Below are 17246 nucleotides of genomic sequence, written 5' to 3' on the forward strand. Positions count from 1 at the left end.
TATCATTTTGATGATTTTCAGTTTGGCTGCCTGCGGGCTGAACCCTACCCCGTCCATGAATCTGGAATCACCTATCAAACCCTTGCCTGAAGGCATCAGCACTTTCTCTACACAGGTCACACCGGTTGCCGGTCGCACGTCTTTGCTGCGCGAGATTGAAAAGGAAGTGGTCTCTCAAATGACGGCTAAGGGGTATCGTCAGGAAGCTGATAGCAAGGCGCTGACAATCAGTATCCAGCTGCAGACCACGGGCAATATCAGGCCCCAGAGCGGCATTGTAGAATCGGGTCATCTGGTTTTCGAAATGCAGGATAGCAGCGGCAACCTTTTGCGTCGTGGCCGTTCCCTGCATCTCAATACCAACGACCTCGACTTTATGAATCGGGACGCCATGGCCGAGCGTGTGGGTGGCTTCCTGCAGGGTATTCCCGATCTGGCACACTAGGCCGATAGACTTCCCCGCCGGTTAATTTCTGCCATCTCGCCACAAGACTTTCCCCGTTATTCCAAAATTTGCCTATCCTGTATGTCATGTAGCGTTTTACGCGCATCCGTATCCATGTCGTTTCGGGTGTTATTCAGAGGGAAAGGCAGTGTCGATGAGATTTATTACACGTCCCGCTATCAACTCGGCCGCTATCGGAGTGTTGGTTCTGGCAGTTGGCGGTTATTTTATTGCGCCAGTAATGGGCCTTGATTACGCATCGCTGGTGGTGGGCATCATTATAGGTATGGGGTTGGCAACATTGTTGTTGATCCTGCGCGTGCTCGATCCCCTGGATAGAGGTTTCCGCAGCCTGGAAGAGGGTGACTGGGAGTCCCCCAACCCCGTTACCGGCTTCTGCCCCGGGCTGGTGAGCGAAGCCAGAACGGGGCGACTGTTGGTGGACGCATTGGCATCAGGTGCGGATGCCAATGCGATCTCTGCGGCAGAGGTGTCGTTTGCAGCAGACGCGCTAAAAGCGCGGCTGGATGCTCAGGTTGCCAGCACCGCGCAGATGGCGGAGTACGCTGGCCAGATTACAGAGACGGTGCGCCACTCGGCAGGCCAGGCAACGGAAGGCGCGAGGATGGCAAGTCACGCCAGTCTGCTCAGTGTTGGCGGCCGGGATGCGCTGGGAAGCGCGATCGACGACGTGCGTCGGGTGCACCAGCAATCCTCTGAAACACTGGGTCATATCAAGGATCTGAATGACAAAACCGAGAAAATCCAGGGTGTCACCAGCGTTATCGAGTCCATTGCCGAACAAACCAATCTGCTGGCGCTGAATGCCGCGATCGAGGCTGCAAGAGCCGGTGAGCAGGGCCGGGGTTTTGCTGTTGTCGCGGATGAGGTCAGGCAGCTGGCGGGCCGGACGTCAGAGGCGACTCGGGAAGTCGGCGATACTCTGCAGGCGCTCAGGGCGGATACCGCCGTGATTGTGTCTCAGATCGAGACGCTGGCATCCAGCATTGATAGCGGCCTGGGTTCAGTGGAAAAAGTGGGGGAGCGGCTTGACGATATCCGCCGCCAAACCGACGACGTGCAACAACAGATTGCCAGCATCGCCAAAGGCGATCAGAACAACGAGGCCAGTCTGCAACAGATGTTTGAGGCGATTGAAAGCCTGCGTGACGATATAACGGAGAGTGATGCCGGGGTATCGACACTCGCGAAACAAGCTGCCAAATTAATGGATGTGGCAGAACAATCCAATGCAGCCTTCGCACTGAACAGCGAGACCAGTTACCACCGGTTTTTCTATGCCAAGGCGCGGGATGGTGCGGATCAGATTGGGCGAATCTTTGAGCAGGCTCTGGCCAACGGGACGTTGAGCGAGGCCCAGCTATTTGATCGGGATCGCGTACCGGTGCCGGGCACCCAGCCTCAAAAATACCACAGTGGCTTTGATCGTTTCACTGACACCCATCTCCACGACATCCAGGAACCGGTGGTGAAATCTCATCAGGCGCTGGTGTTTGCAATAGCGGCTGCCCCGGACGGCTATGTGCCAACCCATAACCGGGCCTTTGCAGACGAGCAGACGGGGGACCCGAAGGTGGATCTGATCAAGAGCCGCAGCAAACGGCTCTTCAACGACCGCACTGGTATTCGTTGTGGCAGCCATACTCAGGATATGTTGCTGCAGACCTATCGCCGGGATACCGGTGAAATCATGCATGACCTTTCAGTCCCGATTTACGTGAATGGTCGTCACTGGGGCGGATTCAGGTTGGGCTACAAACCCAATGCCGAGCATTGATTTCATGCTTCAGGTCAGTGGTTGTAGACGCTGGCGGGCATCCTGAATCAGCGTCAGGGTAAGGCTTTCCATAAACTCACCGCTGTGGCGCCAGTAGTGCCAATAGAGCTTTACGGTGACGGTATGGTTGGCTGAAAGGTTGGCCAGAGTGCCATCAGGGTCAGCGAGTCTGGCTTGAATATCCGGAATCATGCCGTAGCCCATGCCTGCCGTTGCCAGTCTGATAAATCCCTCCGACGACGGGCACAGATGGTAGGGAAAGCGCCCGTGATAGCCGCACTGCGCCAGAAACCGATGTTGCAACTGGTCATGGGGGCCAAACACGATGGCCGGCGCTTCCTGGAAAGCGGCGGGTGTCGGACCCTCGGGGAAGTAGCGGTCGATATAGTCAGGACGCGCGAGTGCGCGGTAGGGCATCTGGCCCAGCGCCACGCAGCGTGCGCCTGCTACCGGTTGATCACTGCTGCACAGGCAGGCGGCGACATCCCCGTCACGCATCCTGCGCAGGCCGATATCCTGATCCTCAATGACCATATCAAGTAACAGGCCTTCTGCCTGGCAAAAATCACCGATCGCATCTGCCCACCAGGTCGCCAGTGAATCGGCATTGAGCGCGATTCTCAGGCGTGTCCGGTCAGCGGAGAGCGCCGGAATCTGGCGCCGAAGATCCCGTTCCAGCAGTTGCACCTGTTGCATATGGTTTAACAGGCGCTGCCCCGCAACTGTGGCCTGCAATGAAGGGTGACGGGTCAGCACGGGCTGGCCAAGGCGTGATTCAAGCAGCTTGATACGCTGTGAGACAGCTGATTGTGAGAGGCCGAGCACCAAGCCTGCCCGTTCAAAACCACCGGCTTCGATGACGGTGGTCAGTGCTTCAAGTAGTTTGTAGTCCAGCATAAGAAAAATTAATGCAGTATTAGTAGGATGATTTTTTAGTATAGCTGGAATGACCTAAGCTTGCCTTCTGAATCAAACGGAGGCGGAAATGCTACAAAGTTATCTGACAGGGTTGGTGGTCTGCGGCGGCATCATCATTGCGATCGGTGCCCAGAATGCCTATGTGCTCGGACAGGCCTTTCGACGTGAGCATCACTGGTGGTCCGCCGTCCTGTGCATGAGCACTGATGCCCTGTTGTTTACGGCCGGCATGCTGGGTGTGAGTGCGGCTTTGGTGGCGGCTCCTTCGGCGTTGGAAATTCTGCGCTGGGCAGGTGTGGCGTTTCTCTTCTGGCTGTCATTTACCGCATTTTTGCGCGCTGCGAAGGGGCGGGGAGCGCTTTCTGTCGGGGGTGACGATCGTCGGAGTCTGGGGGCTGTGATTGCGACGACGCTCGCAGTAACGCTACTGAATCCGCAGGTCTACCTCGATACCCTGTTGTTGATACCTTCAATCGGCGCCCAGCAATCGGATCCGATGGTGTTTGTTGCCGGCGCGACCAGTGCATCAGTGATGTGGTTCGCGATGCTTGCATGGGGCGGGGCAATGCTGGCACCGGTACTGACCAAGCCGCTGGCCTGGCGCATTATCGATGGCATTATTTCATTGATGATGCTGATGATCGCGCTGCATCTGGTGATCAATGGGCTCTAACGTTCAGCAGGTGCGCGATCAGCATAATTCCTGACGATGGGACCGCTATCATCTTCTATAATTCAGAGACATGAAGATGAATCAAAGGGCCTCATTTTGACTGAACCAGACATTCAAACCGTTGAACCTGCCGCTCATGACCTGCGCAAGGAGCCGAACCGAAATATCGCCGTGGCCGTCTACATTCTGCAGGCGGTCTCTTTTTTCGTCGGTGGAATAACAGGGCTGGTTGGCGTGATCATCAATTACGTGAAACTGGATGAAGTGACCGGTACCTGGGTTGAGCCGCATTTTCGCTGGCAGATCAAAACATTCTGGATCGGATTGCTGTGGAGCGTGATCGGTATTATCACCGCTCCCTTTATCATCGGCTGGTTTATTCTGCTGGGGATTTCGATTTGGGTGATTTACCGGATCGTGAAAGGCGCGCTGGCACTGAATGACGGCAAGACCCCCTGATCCAGCGCCTGGTAGACAGAACAGGATCGCCGTGGATCACCAGAGCGGCGGTTCACTCCACTTCCTTCAATCGAATACCGCTTATGGTGCCCGCCACACCCATAGCGCCGAGCATGATGATCACGGCTCCGGGCGAGATCAGTGAAGCCAATGCGCTAAGCCCTCCTGTAACGAGTAACAGCACGCCGATCACGGTATTGCTGACGGCGGTATAATCCGTCCGCTTGTTTCCCCCGGCCATATCAACCAGGTAGGTTTTTCGGCCCAGCCGAACGCCGGCATGGGCGATGCTCAGCACAAAGAACGCACCGGGATAAAACCAGGGCGAGACAATCGCATCGCTTGCGAGCAGGTTGAGGCCGCCGACGACCACGCACACAGCGCTGGCGATTGCGGCACCACGAATGATCACCTGTCGGCTGGATCGGTCGGCCATCCAACCCCAGATTGTCGCGCTGACTGAACTGGCCAGGCTGCTGGCGAGCAGGAAGCCGCCCAGCAACCAGCTGCTGTTGCCTTGCTGCTGCGCCAACAACACAAAATAAGGTGAGGCGAGTGCGGAGCACAGCAGCAGAGCACGCGTGATCACGAAATGCCGGAACGGCGCGTCATCCCTCAGTAACGACAGGCTTTTGATCGCTTCCGTCAGTGCGCTGCCCCCGCCGCTGGTGGCGCCGGGTTCCTCGTCGATACCGGCAAACAGTATCCCGGCGATCACCCACAGAGAGGCCGCCAGCAAAAGCAGCATCACATAGAATCCGGTGGAGGGATCGCCCTGATTCCAAAATAGCAGCATAGTCAGGGCAACCGTCGCAGAGCCGCCGATCGTCGTTGCAAGGCCAGACAGTCGACCCCGGCGGGTTTTGGGCACGCATTTGCCCTGCACATCTTTCATCGCTACCGAGCAGAACCCGCGGCCCAGGGAGAACAGAATCAGGCAGCCAATGACACCGGCACCCGCTGCTGTGCCTGTCATGAACCAAACGCTTGCTGCCATGCCCGCCACGCTAAGCGCCTGCCCGAAACTGCCACCCACCCAGAACCATTTGCGCACCGGCTTTTGCCGCACCCAGGCGCCAATTACCATTTGCGGAATCAGCGAGCCTGATTCGCGAATTGGCACCAGCCAGGCCACAAGCCCAGGAGCGCCGATGGCACCGAGGAGCCAGGCGAGAACGGTTTTGGGACTGATCAGCAGATCACCGAGTTTGGTCAGCACCAGACTGCCGAGTATCAGGAAGAAATTACGTGGTACGTCATGGCAGGCGCCATCGGAAATGTCGGTGCAGACACGGGCGTCTTCTTCATTGGCGATCAGCGAGTATAACTGGCTTGCAGCATCGGGATGCTTGTCGGACAAGAGCGGGCTCCGGGTGAGAATCAAAAGTAGAGCAAGGATATCAGCCCTGGTGGCCCTTCAAAAGCGACACAGCCAGCGAACCTCTGATCAAGCGTTGCGGAGTTGCCAACAGGCGCAATCAGAGGTCTTTCAGGGGATCTTAACTTGCCAGCGTCAGGTGGTTGTCCCAGTGAAAGCGGTAGTGACCGAGTGCTGAAATAGCATCTGATTGAGGCGTGACATGAAACACACCGCCCTGGCCGGAGGACACTATAAATCCGTCTTGATCATCCGGCAGAGCGCCGGCGACATCATGTACTTCAGCCGTGCGGATTAACGCGCCGGTCATGTAATTTATCAACACTACCCTATGGCCGCGGGGCGCGGTTATCGCCGCGTGAGGGGCATTGGGGCTGATGGCAATGCTGGCCGTGTAATTGTTCAGACTAGCTTGCAGGTCGGAGGGCAGCGCGATTTCACTGAATTCGCCGTTGCGGGTGTCCAGTCGGGCGATCAGTGGGGGTGTTTCCCACTCCGGGCCCTGATACTGGTAGCCGGCGATCACCACGCCTTCCGGGCTCACATCAAGATGACGACAGCTGAGCTGATGGTGCGAGGGCGTATATCGCTGGTTAATGCGGCCGCTATGGCGGTCCATCAGCAGCAACGCCGGCTTCATGGTGTCCAGATTAAGCTTTATCCGGTCATAGTCTGGGTGGGTCTTGATACCGCCGAGCGCAATGATCAGGGTTTCACCATCGGGGTGAAGCCGGAGTTCGTGGGGGCCGATGCCATCGACCGCAAAGTTGTCGACCACCTGATAGTCGTTACCGGCATCGTACACTCGAATAAATCCGTCGCCGCTGATGAAGTGGTTCACGGTGACATAAAGATAACGACCGTCAGTACTGAACACGCCGTGGCCATAGAAGTGATATTCAGGGCCGGCTTCCACCGTCTTGTGAATCTTGCCGCTGGCGGTATCAATAACATAGAAATGACGACCGGGGCGGCGGGCAAACACCACAGCCTGCTGCTGGCCCGGGTGGGCACAGCCGCCATGACAGCGATCGCTTACCGGCAGTTGAAAGCGGGTCTTGCCGGCGCTGTCGATACCCGCGATAAGGTGGGCACCGTCCTCATTATCCACAGCGCTGAGATACAACCTGGATGCCGGGGCTGTTTGCTTCTGAAGCGATGCGGCACAGCCGGTCAGACCACCGAACGCGCCGAGTGCCGCTGTGGCAAGACTGCCCTGAAGAAATAGCCGCCGGTTGAGCATGGGTCAGTCCCCATCGCTGGAGTTGAAGCCTCGGGTAATACCCAGCGCTGGCGCCACATTGTTATTGATGATCTGATCCAGCTGGCTGACTTCGATGAAAAGCCCTTGCAACTGGCGATAGCCGTCATCAGTTTCGAGCAAGGGTGCCAGGGCGTGGGGCAGCGCATCGAACTCTTTTAGCGTGCGTTCAAACTGACGGCTGAGCTTGGTCGCCAGCTTGGCCTGATCGTTTTGCTTGAGCAGTGTCACCGCGCCCGGCAAAAACGATGTTTGCAGCCCCTTGATACTGGCCTTGATGGTGGTCAGTGATTCGCCGCTGCGCCAGGCGTCCGCCAGGTAGCCGTTGCGAGAACCATTGCCACGCAGTCCCATGGGGGCGGCGAGACGTTTGTCCTGAATGATCTCGACGCCGTTCAATGCGGCTTTCACGGTGGTAGCGGTATATTGCTCGCCTTCAACGTAGTGCGGTGCAAATGCTGCCCAATCGTCGCTCAGGGACTGGGAGGTGGTCTGGATGTGCTCTGCAATGGCTACGGCCAGCGAGCAGGCTTGCGCTTCTGGCAGGGCGTGGCCGCGTTTCGCTGGCTGCTGATCGAATAGCAGGTATTCCATTGCCGGAAAGCCTTGCAGTGCGACGCTGTCGCTATTGACCTGTTCAGCCGTGACCGGGGCGTCCTGGCCTAGCCAGTAATTGGCTTTACGGGCGATCAGGTTTTTTGAATCGGGCCAGAACTGCAGTTGCCACGCGCGACTATTCTGTTCGATAGGGCCGAAATCCACGTACCGGACGGCCTGCCAGGCGGTGTAAGCCTTGCGCCAGCTATCAACTAATGTTGTTCGGCCGGCATCGCTGGGCGCCTGACAATAGCGTCGGGTGGTATTTGCCAGTGATTGGGATGTCGACGCCAGATCACTATAGGCAGCAGTAATGCCTTTCTGCCATTGCTGACGAGGGGATTCGTCTTGCGCCGAGACGATGCCAGGCAGGATTAGTATTGCACATGCCAGCCCTCGAATGGCGGCCTGTTTCAAGCCTGTCATTTGGAATTCTCCTGTCACAGCGAATTAAGGAACTCTATCAGCGCGTCGCGTTGTGTTTTGTCGAGCTTGCGATAGCGGTCAGCCGCGGGCTTGGCTTCGCCGCCGTGCCAGAGTATGGCTTCTTCCGGGTTGCGTGCCCGACCGTCATGCAGGAAACCCGCCTGTGGATTGACATCCAGTGCCAGACCCAGCCCCCACAGGGGCGGTGTGCGCCATTCCTGCCCAGTCGCCTCAAATTCCGGGCGGTTGTCGGCCAGTTCAGGGCCCATATCGTGCAACAGCAGGTCGGTGTATGGCCAGATAACCTGTTGACTCAGGTCAGGCCGGTCTTCCACTGCGCCTGTTTTATGTCGTGGCGTGTGGCATCCCGCGCAACCGGTGGCGTTGAATAGCGCAGCTCCCTTCTGAACCGCCGGGGCATTCAGGTCGCGACGCTCCGGAACTGCCAGACTGCTGGCGTAGAACGCAACAAAGTTGGCAATCTTGTCGCTGACTTCCGGTGCCCCGCCATCAGGCAGGCGTCCGCAGTCCTGGCTTTCGGTGCAGTCGGTGGTAGGAGACAGGGCAGATGTCAGCCCCATATCGCCGGCAAAGGCGCCCATGCTCTGTTGCATCACGGTAGGTTCGCCTGCCTTCCAGCCGAATCGGCCGATCGTCGTTTTATTGGCAGCTTTGTCCCACACCTGATTGGGGCGTCCGGAAAGCCCATCCCCGTCACTGTCATCCGGGTCAGCATTGGCCAGTAGATCGGCTTCCGGTATGGCAGCGATCAACCCCATCCCGATCATCGGGGGCGCAACTCTTGGGGAGGTCAGCAGGTTCTCGGGAATGGGGCCATAGTTAGGGTTCTCGATAGTGTAAACCGGGCGGCGCAAGGTCACGGTGGTGCCGTCTGCGAAGCTTTTCTCCAGCGGCTCCCAGCTCACGATCATGTCGGCCTCGGGCTTCATTCCGGAGATGGCTGAGGTCTGTAATTGACCACCATAAACCGGGGCCGGCACGACGCCGTTCAAGCGCAGGGTGTCGGCGTCCTTTTCAGGATCGGCCGGTACTGACAGCCGTAAAAACAGGGAGACGGAGGGGGCATCACCCGCTGGCGGGTGGCCGCGGCCATCCTTGATATGGCAGCCTTGGCAGGTATTGGTGTTGAACAGGGGGCCAAGTCCGTCCCGCGCTTCAGTGCTGGATGGCGCTTCTACCCAGGGGTTGCGAAAGAAACTGTTGCCCACGCTGAAGTCCAGCCGTTTGGTCATTGGCAGGTTGCTTTGAGGCAACGAAAACGCATTGTGGTCCTTCTGGGATACGCTGCCCTGACCACCGGTCTGCGGTGTGTCCTGAACCGGATACTCGGGGGCTGCGGTAGCCGGTGCCATATTGGCCAGCAGCGTCAGGATGCCAAGGGAGAATGTGGCGGTGATCGGAAATCTGAATCTCATGGTTTGACCAACTGCAGGCCCGGGAATCGAGGCACGGGTTTAAATGTAGTGTCTGCAAACGACAAAAGTCCGGGGTTTAAGCCGGACCTTTGTTGTTTGCTAGTCGTTCTTGCAAAAACGCCTGCGCAAGGATAACGGAGCTTGCGCAGGTTGTCGCCTGGTGGTGCTTCAGAACGTGTGGCCGGCATCATCCGGAGCCAACGATTCGACACCCAGTTCAGCAGAGGCTTTTTCGATAGAACCGGTCTGTTTAACCAGTGCCGCGATGGCGGTGTTGATCAGCTCGGCGCCCTTATCGTTGCCAGGAGCGATCATCATATCGAAGGTCATGCCGTCAGCCGCCTCTGCGGATTTTTTCATGTCTTCAAGCGCGTTGACCGACGCGTCAAGCTCGGACTTGAGGGACTTGTCCAGCTCTGGTTGTGTTTTAGCCACCAGATCTGACAGAGACGGGCCGCTGACGGTGCTGCCATCTACACGACTGTACTGACCGTTGTAGATGTTGCGGACACCGACCGCGTCGTACAGGTGAGAGTTGTGTGTGTTGTCACTGAAGCAGTCATGCTCGTCTTCAAACGAGTTGGCTTCCAGTGCAACCTTCATGCGCTCGCCTGCCAGTTCGCCCAATGAAAGCGAACCCATGCCAAACAGCATTTTCTGGATAACTTCGCCGGACTCCATCGCCAGCAGTTCGCTGCGGTAGTTTCCGTCCTGATCCGGTGCCCACTGGGCTACCATCCATTCCAGATCGCTTACCAGCAGGTCGGTGACGGCATCCAGGTAGGCTGCACGACGGTCACAATTGCCGTGAGTACAGGCTTCACCCTGGGCATAGTCGGTTACCGGACGCTCGCCGTTACCAGCCTTGAATCCGTTAAGATCCTGACCCCACAGCAGAAACTCAATGGCGTGGTAGCCGGTGGCAACGTTTGCTTCGGAACCGCCGACTTCGTTCAGGTTTGCCAGCAGTTCTGGAGTAAGGGTGCTGACATCCAGGGCTTCGCCGCCGACGTTAATTTCGGTGCTGGCGATAATATTGACGGTTGCGCCGCCGTTGCCCAGTTCATGTTGATAGTCGTCGGCTTCGACGTAATCAATAAGTCCTTCATCCAGCGGCCAGGCGTTGAGCTGACCTTCCCAGTCATCCACGACTGCGTTACCGAAGCGGAAAACTTCGCTTTGCTGGTAGGGGACACGAGAAGCCAGCCAGGCCTCTTTTGCAGCCTTGAGAGTCTCGCTGTCGGGATTTTCGATCAGGGCATCGGTTGCGTCATTCAGTGCCTTGGCGGTTGTCAGCGCATCCTGATAGTTGGCGTAAGCGATATCCGCGTAGTTTTTGATAACAGCGTTTTCAGTGACCGTGCCGGTCGCTCTTTCAGCGTTTGCTTGCGCAGAGTCTCCTCCTGAGCTGCATGCGGTAAGCGACGTCACTGCGATAGCAACGGTCAATGACTTGAGCGGATGGCGCGCCACCATGGTTTTCTCCCTGTAAAACTCGAGTGAATAAGATAAATAATAGTCATTTGCATTGCGATTATATCTCTGCACTCATCATTTGCAATCGACAATGTTCTGATGCTCATCTGATATCCGGGATCCCCGTGCACCAGGGCAGTTGCTGCTCCGCGTGTCTTCGTGCTTAATGAAGCCCTTGTATTATCACTGAATCCAGGTCTCTGAATGCTGAGTTATCTACATGCTTTTCACGCGGGTAATTTCGCGGACGTTCACAAACATATTGGGTTATTGGTTGCGCTTCAGTTGCTGCAGCGCAAGCCCACCGCGATCGCCTGCTTTGATACACATGCGGGCAGTGCGCGCTACGATCTTGAGGGCGACTACGCGCGCAAAACCAAAGAGGCGGATGCCGGTTTCCAGCAGCTCTGGCAATGCCGGAATGGCCTGCGGAATCCGCTTTGGCGAGACATCTGGTCGGTGATCGGCGTCAAGAGAACCGATGTCCGCATTCGCCACTACCCGGGCTCGCCCGCCTGGCTCAGCAGTCTTGCCCGCTCGCAGGATCGCGTTACCGCGTTTGAGCTGCACAGCTCCGAGAGCAGTCGCCTGCAGGACTGGGCTCGCACTCACAAAGTGAAGGTGGTCGTGGGTGACGGTTTTAAAGGTCTGCTGGCAGGGTTGCCGCCACGTGAGCCGCGACTGTTTACCCTCATTGATCCTCCGTACGAAATCAAGGAAGACTACCCCCGCACTGCCGAAACCATCCAGAAGGCGTGGCAACGTTGCCGTCACGGGGTCTACCTTGTCTGGTATCCGGTATTACCGGAAGCCCAGTACCAGCAGATGATTTCGCGGCTGCAGGCAGGGCCGGTGCGCAAAATACTGCATAGTCAGTTTGTGCTCGATACCCACCCGCCACGGGGAATGCGTGGATCAGGTCTGTTGCTGGTCAACCCGCCCTGGGAATGGGCCGAGACCCTGGATGCGCTATTGAACGAGGTAATCAATAGCGGCGCTATCGCGGCGAAACACAAGCTGGAATGGGTCGTGCCCGAATAGGCGACCCGATGCGCGAAACGGAGAACAGCGAGGTGCCCTCTATTTTTCTCTCAACTGCAGATGGCAAGGTGCTGGCTGGTACATATATATGTGGCCAGATTGCCAAACGTGCCGGAGCTCTTAGCGGATGACGGACGATCAGAAAAAAGAGCAACCACCGATACTGGTTGCGCGTGATCAATGGTCGATTCCTGTGTCTTCTGTGCAACGCACCCTGGCCGATGGGATCAAGGCTTTCGTCACCCGTATTCGCCAGAGCACTTGGCTGGAGGATAGCCCGGCCCAGGATGCCGAGAAACTGAAGCCTCTGTCGAAGCGCCGTCTCGCGCGCTGGACGCCACCGCCAGAATGGAATCGGGAACTGGCCGGCTTTGCCGATGCCATAGATAGCTGGCAGCAACGCTGGGCCGATACTCAACCGGTGAGTTTTCTGGTGGCCCCGCCATTCACCGGCGTTCAGACATCTCTTGAGACTCTGTGCCGCGATCGCGGCTGGAAACTGATTGAGCCGCCGGAGAGCTACAGTATCCATCGGGCAGAGGACGCACAAAAATGGTGGTCCCAGTTCGAAGGGGATACACCGTGGGTGTTGCCGGAACTGGCCCATTGCTGGCTAAGAACGCCAACCGGCCTTCGGCTGATTCGCCGATTGCTTGGCGCGGCGGCTTCAGGAGAGTTGGGTAAAGGCATAGTGGGCAGCTCAAGCTGGACCTGGAAATACTGGTCACATCTGATGCCCGAGCTGCGTTTTGCGGTACTGACCCCTCAGGCTTACGACCACGCCCGGCTAGGGCAGTGGTTTCGTGATCTCAGCCAGTATCAATCGCAGACTGAGGTCCATTTCCGGCTCACAACCAACGGCAGCTGGGTTGTGACGCCGCTGGATGACGCGCATAAAAACGGCAGTAACAAGCGGGCGCAAAAGGTCAGTACTTTCCTCAGAGATCTGGCGAGTTGGTCGCGGGGTATTCCGGAAGTGGCCTGGGCTGTCTGGCGGGATTCGTTGCGTACGGAACCGGAAGACGATCTGGACGAAGCGGTGCTTCAGGACGGCAGTGACTGCGAGGGTGACCGGACATCTGAGAAGCCAAAGGCAGTCGTTAACGGTTACCAGCATGGCTGGGTAATTCCCTGGTCTCAGGTGAGCCTGCCCAGTCTGCCGCCGGGAGAATCCCGGCCGCTGGCTTTCCTGCTCCACTCAATGTTGTTGCATGGAGGGCTGGATAACGAGCGGCTGGAGATTACCACTGGCCTGAGTGCCGACGATGTCGGCATCTGCCTGCACTCATTGAGGCGTGCCGAACTGGTCACTTCCCATGCCCGTGGCTGGTTTGTGACCCCTAAAGGTTATCCGGCGATACGGCGCTATCTGCTTTCTGAAGGGTTTATGGTTGATGGCTTTTAACGCACACACTCAGTCAAAAGGCGTATACCGACATGGGTGATTTAGGACTCAAAGACGCACTGGATGCCATCACGTCGGGGGCAATTGTCGACGCGGCTATTCTGATTGCGGTGGCCTGGTTATTCATTCTGGGCGTTCAGAAAATCCTGCCGGGCATTGCCTCGCGCTTTTCCGGCAAGCCTCGCCTTTATATTCTGGCGGCTGTCCCGCTTTTGCGCCTGGTGATCATTCTTGGCGTGATCATTCTTATTGTGCCGATTCTGCTGGAGCCGACCTTTGAAAATCTGGTCGCGGTGTTCGGCGCGTTGGCCCTGGCGTTAGGTTTCGCGTTCAAGGATTACGCCAACAGCCTGATTGCCGGGATCGTGACACTTTACGAAATGCCTTACCGTCCGGGTGACTGGATTGAAGTGGATGGCCAGTATGGCGAAGTGCGTTCGATCGGCACTCGCGCGGCCGTCATCGTAACGCCTGACGACACCGCGGTTGTGATTCCGCATGGCAAGTTGTGGTCGTCCCTGATAGCTAACGGTAACGACGGTACCGGCAACCTGATGTGCGTTGCCGAGTTTTACCTCGACCCGGAGCATGATGCTGCCGAGGTCAAGGCGCGGCTGCGGGATGTTGCCTTTACCAGCCCCTGGACGAAAACCTACCAGCCCGTCATCGTGGTGTTGTCGGAGCGGCCCTGGGGCACCTGTTACCGGCTGAAGGCCTACCCGGTTGATCCTCGTGATCAGTTTCAGTTTATTTCCGACCTTACGATCAGGGGCAAGGCGGTGCTGAGACAAATGAATGTTCGGCAGGTAACGGCACCCGTGATGGCGGGCGAGACGTAACCACGGGTTGGTATATCAGCAACAGAATCTTTTATCGTGATGAGGAGACCACATGAAAATCCTATTGTGCAGTCTGACACTGGGTTTTGCGGTTTCAGTCCTGAGTGGCTGCGCGACGTCCGCCGGACAGAATGAGTCGGATGCCGCTGTGTCCCCGCCCCAGCTGCAGCCGGGCACCTACTCGACACCGGATGGCGATAGGGTCTGGGTGCTTCACCCGAACCATGTGTATGAGCGTGGAACCGGGCTTTCTGGCGATCAACCGCAGGTGACGCGCGGGCTATGGCAATTTGTGCCCGGTACGGGTCAGGTGGTTCTGGTGGACGATGGCAATCGTCACTCGGAACTGGGTCTGACACGGGACAACACGCTAATGCTGAGTGGCCGGGGCGGTGCCGTAGCTCTGGAGTACGATGATGATACCGATCCCATCGAACAGGATCGGCCAATGGACGTCTGCTTCATGACCATGGCTGATGCACCTCTGGCATATGATTCGCGAATTCGGCGGCATCTGCCTGTCGCAATGGAAGAGGCATACCCCGCGCTGGAAGCATTTTACCGTGAAACAGGCAAGCAGCCGCCCGAGAGCGCCGCGGTTCGCGTACAGGGGCATTGGGTCATGGACGATGCTCCGGATGGCGGTGACGACACGCTTCACCTCAAAGTGGCGTCTGTAGAAGGAGCGGCTGCCGGGCTGAAGTCACGGTGTCCGGGCACGGCATTGCCGGGTACATACTGGTCGGCAACCCGGTTGGGTGAAATGACAGTGGCGCCGGAGCAGGGGCAGCGGGAGTTGGAGCTTCAATTGAACCGTGAGGGCAAGGCGTCAGGCTTTGCGGGTTGCAACCGGTTCAATGGTGATTACGATCGCCGCGGCGATCATCTGGCCCTGGGGCCTCTGGCATCGACACGGATGATGTGTCCGGCTCGATCCGAGATTGAGGCCGAGTATTTCAAAGCACTTGATGAAACGCGTCGTTTTGCGATTGAAGGGGACCGGTTATACCTGATGGACGATGAAGGCCACACACTGGTGACATTCAAGGCTCGCGAAATCAACTGACACAGGCGTTTAATGAAGCGCTTGGCTGCCTCGAGCGAGCACAAAAAAGGCGTGACCCGAAGGTCACGCCTTTTGAGTTGCAAAACCGGTCAGTGAATTACTCTCCGGCTTTACCTTCCTCTTCTTTTACCATTGAAGTGATGGTGTCCAGCACTTCCTTGCCGCGATCGCCGGCAGCTTCCAGATAGATATCGCGAACACCCATGCTGGCTTTACGGAACGCATCACGCTCCTCGTCAGTCAGCTCGATGATATTGATATCGCTGTTTTCCTTGATTTTCTCAAGACGGGTCTCGTTGAACTCGGCCTGCTTGTCGTAGATGTAATCCACCAGGTTGTCCCGAGCTGCATCGAGTGCCTTGCGCTGCTCTTCAGGCAGGGCGTCATACCACTTCTTGTTTGAAATCACTGTTGCGATGAACTGCGCGTGCTTTGCGATGGTCATGGAATCCTGAACTTCGTAGAAGCTCATTTCTTCGATTGCAAAAATCGGGTTCACCTGACCGTCGATCTGCTTCAGCTGCAGGCCGCTGTATACCTCGGAATAAGGCATTGGAGTCGGGTTTGCACCGTAGGCCTTATACGATTCAGTCAGAATCGGCGAGGTCATGGTGCGCATCTTGAAGTCTGCAAAATCGGCAGGGGTGCGCAGTGGCTTGGAGCCGGTCCAGACCATCCAGCCCTCAGGCACAATGCTCAGCAGCTCAAGGCCCTGTGACGCATAACGGTCGGCAAACAGATCGTGCACCTTGTCGCTCGACAGTACTTTCTTGTTGACGTCGTTGTCATCGGAAAGCACGAAGTGCAGTGTGAAAATACCGACTTCAGGGATGACGGATGCGAGGTGGCCCGGAGAGGCGAATGCGAGTTCAACCGCCCCTTGCTGAACCAGTTCGGTCAGCTGCGATGAGGTACCCAGTGAACCGTAAGGGTAGATCTCGATTTTGATCTGACCGTCAGATTCTTCTTCAACTTCGCGCTTGAATTCTTTGGCGTAAGCGTCCTGAACACTGCCTTCGATTTCTTCCAGCGCAAAGCGCCAGGTCACCGGTTCGCTTTTCGCATCGGCGGTTTCCGAAGAGCTCGAGGACTCCTGTTGATTAGTTGCTTCGTTGTTGGCGCTGTCGCCTGAATCTGAGCATCCGGCAAGTCCGAATGCCATCAGAACGGTCAGGCTTCCCAGCCAGCGGGTGAGCTTTGTCATCTTTTTTTCTCCTTTGGGTTCAATCCAACTTTTAAACCTTAACACACTATCAAATAGACATATTTCTTGAATTCTGCCATCTATTACAACGTATACTGTATTCACCTGAAAATAAAATGGAGCGAAACCATGGCTGAAACCAGGGGCGCGTCCGACGGACCGAAGCCTGAAAAGACTGCCCGAAAAGGCGTCTTCAGTTGGCTTGATACCGGTCTTAACGTCGTGGAACAGGGTGTTTTGATAGTCGGTATTCTTTTAATGGCAGCGGTCACCATCGCCAATGTCATTTTCCGGAATTTGGGGCAGAGTCTTTCTTTCGCGGATGAGTTGGCTCAGATTCTCGTTGTTATCGTGACCTTTGTCGGGGTCGGGCACGGGGTCAGAAATGCGCGACATATTCGAGTGTCCGCCCTGCACGACCTGCTTCCGGAAACAGGCCAGAAAGTGTTGCTGACGATCGTGAGTTTCACGTCCAGCGCCTTGCTTGCTCTGCTTGCTGTTTACGCTATCGACTACGTCAGCAACCTGAAAACCTCTGGGCGCGTCATGCCCTCCCTGCAGTTCCCGTTATGGATTCCCTATCTGATTGTCCCCGTTGGTCTGATCGTTGGCGCTGCGCAGTTTTTGCTGGCCGGTATCCGCAACCTGATCAGTCCGGGCGCATGGTTATCGTGGCACAACCCGGACGAATATGAAGACGAGCTTGACGAGATAGCCGCCGAAACGGGCATGCCCAGCGATATGGCGCATTTCGACGAGGATGATCACAAGTCCGCCGACAAGGAGAAACCCAATGGATAAGCTGATGGAATTTATCGGCCTGG

At 56.9% G+C, this 17246-nt stretch carries 16 protein-coding genes; 9 read left to right on the plus strand and 7 right to left on the minus strand.

The genetic code is table 11. The features are described from left to right. The first annotated feature begins 55 nt into the window (after positions 1-55). Together ACUN9X_RS07870 and ACUN9X_RS07875 are read left to right on the plus strand one after the other, a co-directional pair. Positions 56-445, plus strand: coding sequence for a DUF4136 domain-containing protein (locus tag ACUN9X_RS07870; protein WP_260036086.1), 390 nt, complete (start codon positions 56-58; stop codon positions 443-445). Between the two features lie 154 nt (positions 446-599). Then, on the plus strand, positions 600-2243 hold the full coding sequence (locus tag ACUN9X_RS07875) for a methyl-accepting chemotaxis protein (protein ID WP_260036085.1): 1644 nt from the start codon (positions 600-602) through the stop codon (positions 2241-2243). Positions 2244-2252: 9 nt separating this feature from the next. Here the strand turns inward: ACUN9X_RS07875 and ACUN9X_RS07880 are convergent, their stop codons facing one another. Then, positions 2253-3140, minus strand: coding sequence for a LysR family transcriptional regulator ArgP (locus tag ACUN9X_RS07880; RefSeq protein WP_260036084.1), 888 nt, complete (start codon positions 3138-3140; stop codon positions 2253-2255). An 88-nt stretch (positions 3141-3228) separates the two neighbouring features. Between ACUN9X_RS07880 and ACUN9X_RS07885 the strand changes: the two genes are divergently transcribed. Both ACUN9X_RS07885 and ACUN9X_RS07890 read left to right on the plus strand, forming a co-directional pair. Further along, positions 3229-3834 (plus strand): LysE/ArgO family amino acid transporter, encoded by a 606-nt coding sequence (locus tag ACUN9X_RS07885; RefSeq protein ID WP_260036082.1) that lies wholly within the window; start codon positions 3229-3231, stop codon positions 3832-3834. A 96-nt stretch (positions 3835-3930) separates the two neighbouring features. Next, positions 3931-4293, plus strand: a complete 363-nt coding sequence (locus ACUN9X_RS07890; protein WP_260036080.1) for a DUF4870 family protein — start codon at positions 3931-3933, stop codon at positions 4291-4293. Between the two features lie 52 nt (positions 4294-4345). Here the strand turns inward: ACUN9X_RS07890 and ACUN9X_RS07895 are convergent, their stop codons facing one another. From ACUN9X_RS07895 to ACUN9X_RS07915, 5 genes are all read right to left on the minus strand, one after another. Then, on the minus strand, positions 4346-5653 hold the full coding sequence (locus tag ACUN9X_RS07895; RefSeq protein WP_260036079.1) for an MFS transporter: 1308 nt from the start codon (positions 5651-5653) through the stop codon (positions 4346-4348). 139 nt (positions 5654-5792) lie between these two features. After that, on the minus strand, positions 5793-6914 hold the full coding sequence (locus tag ACUN9X_RS07900; RefSeq protein ID WP_445472709.1) for a DUF1513 domain-containing protein: 1122 nt from the start codon (positions 6912-6914) through the stop codon (positions 5793-5795). A gap of 3 nt (positions 6915-6917) precedes the next feature. Continuing rightward, positions 6918-7955: an imelysin family protein gene (locus ACUN9X_RS07905; RefSeq protein WP_445472710.1), complete on the minus strand. Its 1038-nt coding sequence runs from the start codon at positions 7953-7955 to the stop codon at positions 6918-6920. Positions 7956-7969: 14 nt separating this feature from the next. Then, positions 7970-9391, minus strand: coding sequence for a di-heme oxidoreductase family protein (locus ACUN9X_RS07910; RefSeq protein ID WP_445472711.1), 1422 nt, complete (start codon positions 9389-9391; stop codon positions 7970-7972). Between the two features lie 168 nt (positions 9392-9559). After that, positions 9560-10864, minus strand: coding sequence for an imelysin family protein (locus ACUN9X_RS07915; protein WP_445473195.1), 1305 nt, complete (start codon positions 10862-10864; stop codon positions 9560-9562). A 207-nt stretch (positions 10865-11071) separates the two neighbouring features. Here ACUN9X_RS07915 and ACUN9X_RS07920 point away from each other — a divergent pair, with 207 nt between their 5' ends. The 4 genes from ACUN9X_RS07920 to ACUN9X_RS07935 all read left to right on the plus strand — a co-directional run bounded on the left by ACUN9X_RS07920 (position 11072) and on the right by ACUN9X_RS07935 (position 15218). Continuing rightward, the gene (locus tag ACUN9X_RS07920) at positions 11072-11908 is read left to right on the plus strand and encodes a 23S rRNA (adenine(2030)-N(6))-methyltransferase RlmJ (protein ID WP_445472712.1); all 837 of its coding nucleotides are present in this window, start codon (positions 11072-11074) and stop codon (positions 11906-11908) included. Between the two features lie 127 nt (positions 11909-12035). Continuing rightward, positions 12036-13313: a hypothetical protein gene (locus tag ACUN9X_RS07925; RefSeq protein WP_445472713.1), complete on the plus strand. Its 1278-nt coding sequence runs from the start codon at positions 12036-12038 to the stop codon at positions 13311-13313. 32 nt (positions 13314-13345) lie between these two features. After that, a complete protein-coding gene (locus tag ACUN9X_RS07930; RefSeq protein ID WP_260036072.1) occupies positions 13346-14152 on the plus strand; it encodes a mechanosensitive ion channel family protein in 807 nt (268 codons plus the stop codon). A 52-nt stretch (positions 14153-14204) separates the two neighbouring features. After that, a complete protein-coding gene (locus ACUN9X_RS07935) occupies positions 14205-15218 on the plus strand; it encodes an META domain-containing protein (RefSeq protein ID WP_445472714.1) in 1014 nt (337 codons plus the stop codon). Positions 15219-15315: 97 nt separating this feature from the next. On the opposite strand, the gene ACUN9X_RS07940 is transcribed toward ACUN9X_RS07935, so the two are convergent. Continuing rightward, positions 15316-16422, minus strand: coding sequence for a TRAP transporter substrate-binding protein (locus ACUN9X_RS07940; protein WP_445472715.1), 1107 nt, complete (start codon positions 16420-16422; stop codon positions 15316-15318). A 129-nt stretch (positions 16423-16551) separates the two neighbouring features. Here ACUN9X_RS07940 and ACUN9X_RS07945 point away from each other — a divergent pair, with 129 nt between their 5' ends. Further along, positions 16552-17223, plus strand: coding sequence for a TRAP transporter small permease (locus tag ACUN9X_RS07945; protein WP_260036067.1), 672 nt, complete (start codon positions 16552-16554; stop codon positions 17221-17223). Positions 17224-17246 lie beyond the last annotated feature (23 nt).

The organism is Marinobacter sp. V032, from assembly GCF_052645435.1.

What these genes read in the sequence shown, in the direction of transcription:
- ACUN9X_RS07870 (WP_260036086.1), top strand. Translation starts at nt 56, where the DNA reads ATGAATCTGGAATCACCTATCAAACCCTTGCCTGAAGGCATCAGCACT.
- ACUN9X_RS07875 (WP_260036085.1), top strand. Translation starts at nt 600, where the DNA reads ATGAGATTTATTACACGTCCCGCTATCAACTCGGCCGCTATCGGAGTG.
- ACUN9X_RS07880 (WP_260036084.1), bottom strand. Translation starts at nt 3,140, where the DNA reads ATGCTGGACTACAAACTACTTGAAGCACTGACCACCGTCATCGAAGCC.
- ACUN9X_RS07885 (WP_260036082.1), top strand. Translation starts at nt 3,229, where the DNA reads ATGCTACAAAGTTATCTGACAGGGTTGGTGGTCTGCGGCGGCATCATC.
- ACUN9X_RS07900 (WP_445472709.1), bottom strand. Translation starts at nt 6,914, where the DNA reads ATGCTCAACCGGCGGCTATTTCTTCAGGGCAGTCTTGCCACAGCGGCA.
- ACUN9X_RS07905 (WP_445472710.1), bottom strand. Translation starts at nt 7,955, where the DNA reads ATGACAGGCTTGAAACAGGCCGCCATTCGAGGGCTGGCATGTGCAATA.
- ACUN9X_RS07910 (WP_445472711.1), bottom strand. Translation starts at nt 9,391, where the DNA reads ATGAGATTCAGATTTCCGATCACCGCCACATTCTCCCTTGGCATCCTG.
- ACUN9X_RS07920 (WP_445472712.1), top strand. Translation starts at nt 11,072, where the DNA reads ATGCTGAGTTATCTACATGCTTTTCACGCGGGTAATTTCGCGGACGTT.
- ACUN9X_RS07925 (WP_445472713.1), top strand. Translation starts at nt 12,036, where the DNA reads ATGACGGACGATCAGAAAAAAGAGCAACCACCGATACTGGTTGCGCGT.
- ACUN9X_RS07930 (WP_260036072.1), top strand. Translation starts at nt 13,346, where the DNA reads ATGGGTGATTTAGGACTCAAAGACGCACTGGATGCCATCACGTCGGGG.
- ACUN9X_RS07935 (WP_445472714.1), top strand. Translation starts at nt 14,205, where the DNA reads ATGAAAATCCTATTGTGCAGTCTGACACTGGGTTTTGCGGTTTCAGTC.
- ACUN9X_RS07940 (WP_445472715.1), bottom strand. Translation starts at nt 16,422, where the DNA reads ATGACAAAGCTCACCCGCTGGCTGGGAAGCCTGACCGTTCTGATGGCA.
- ACUN9X_RS07945 (WP_260036067.1), top strand. Translation starts at nt 16,552, where the DNA reads ATGGCTGAAACCAGGGGCGCGTCCGACGGACCGAAGCCTGAAAAGACT.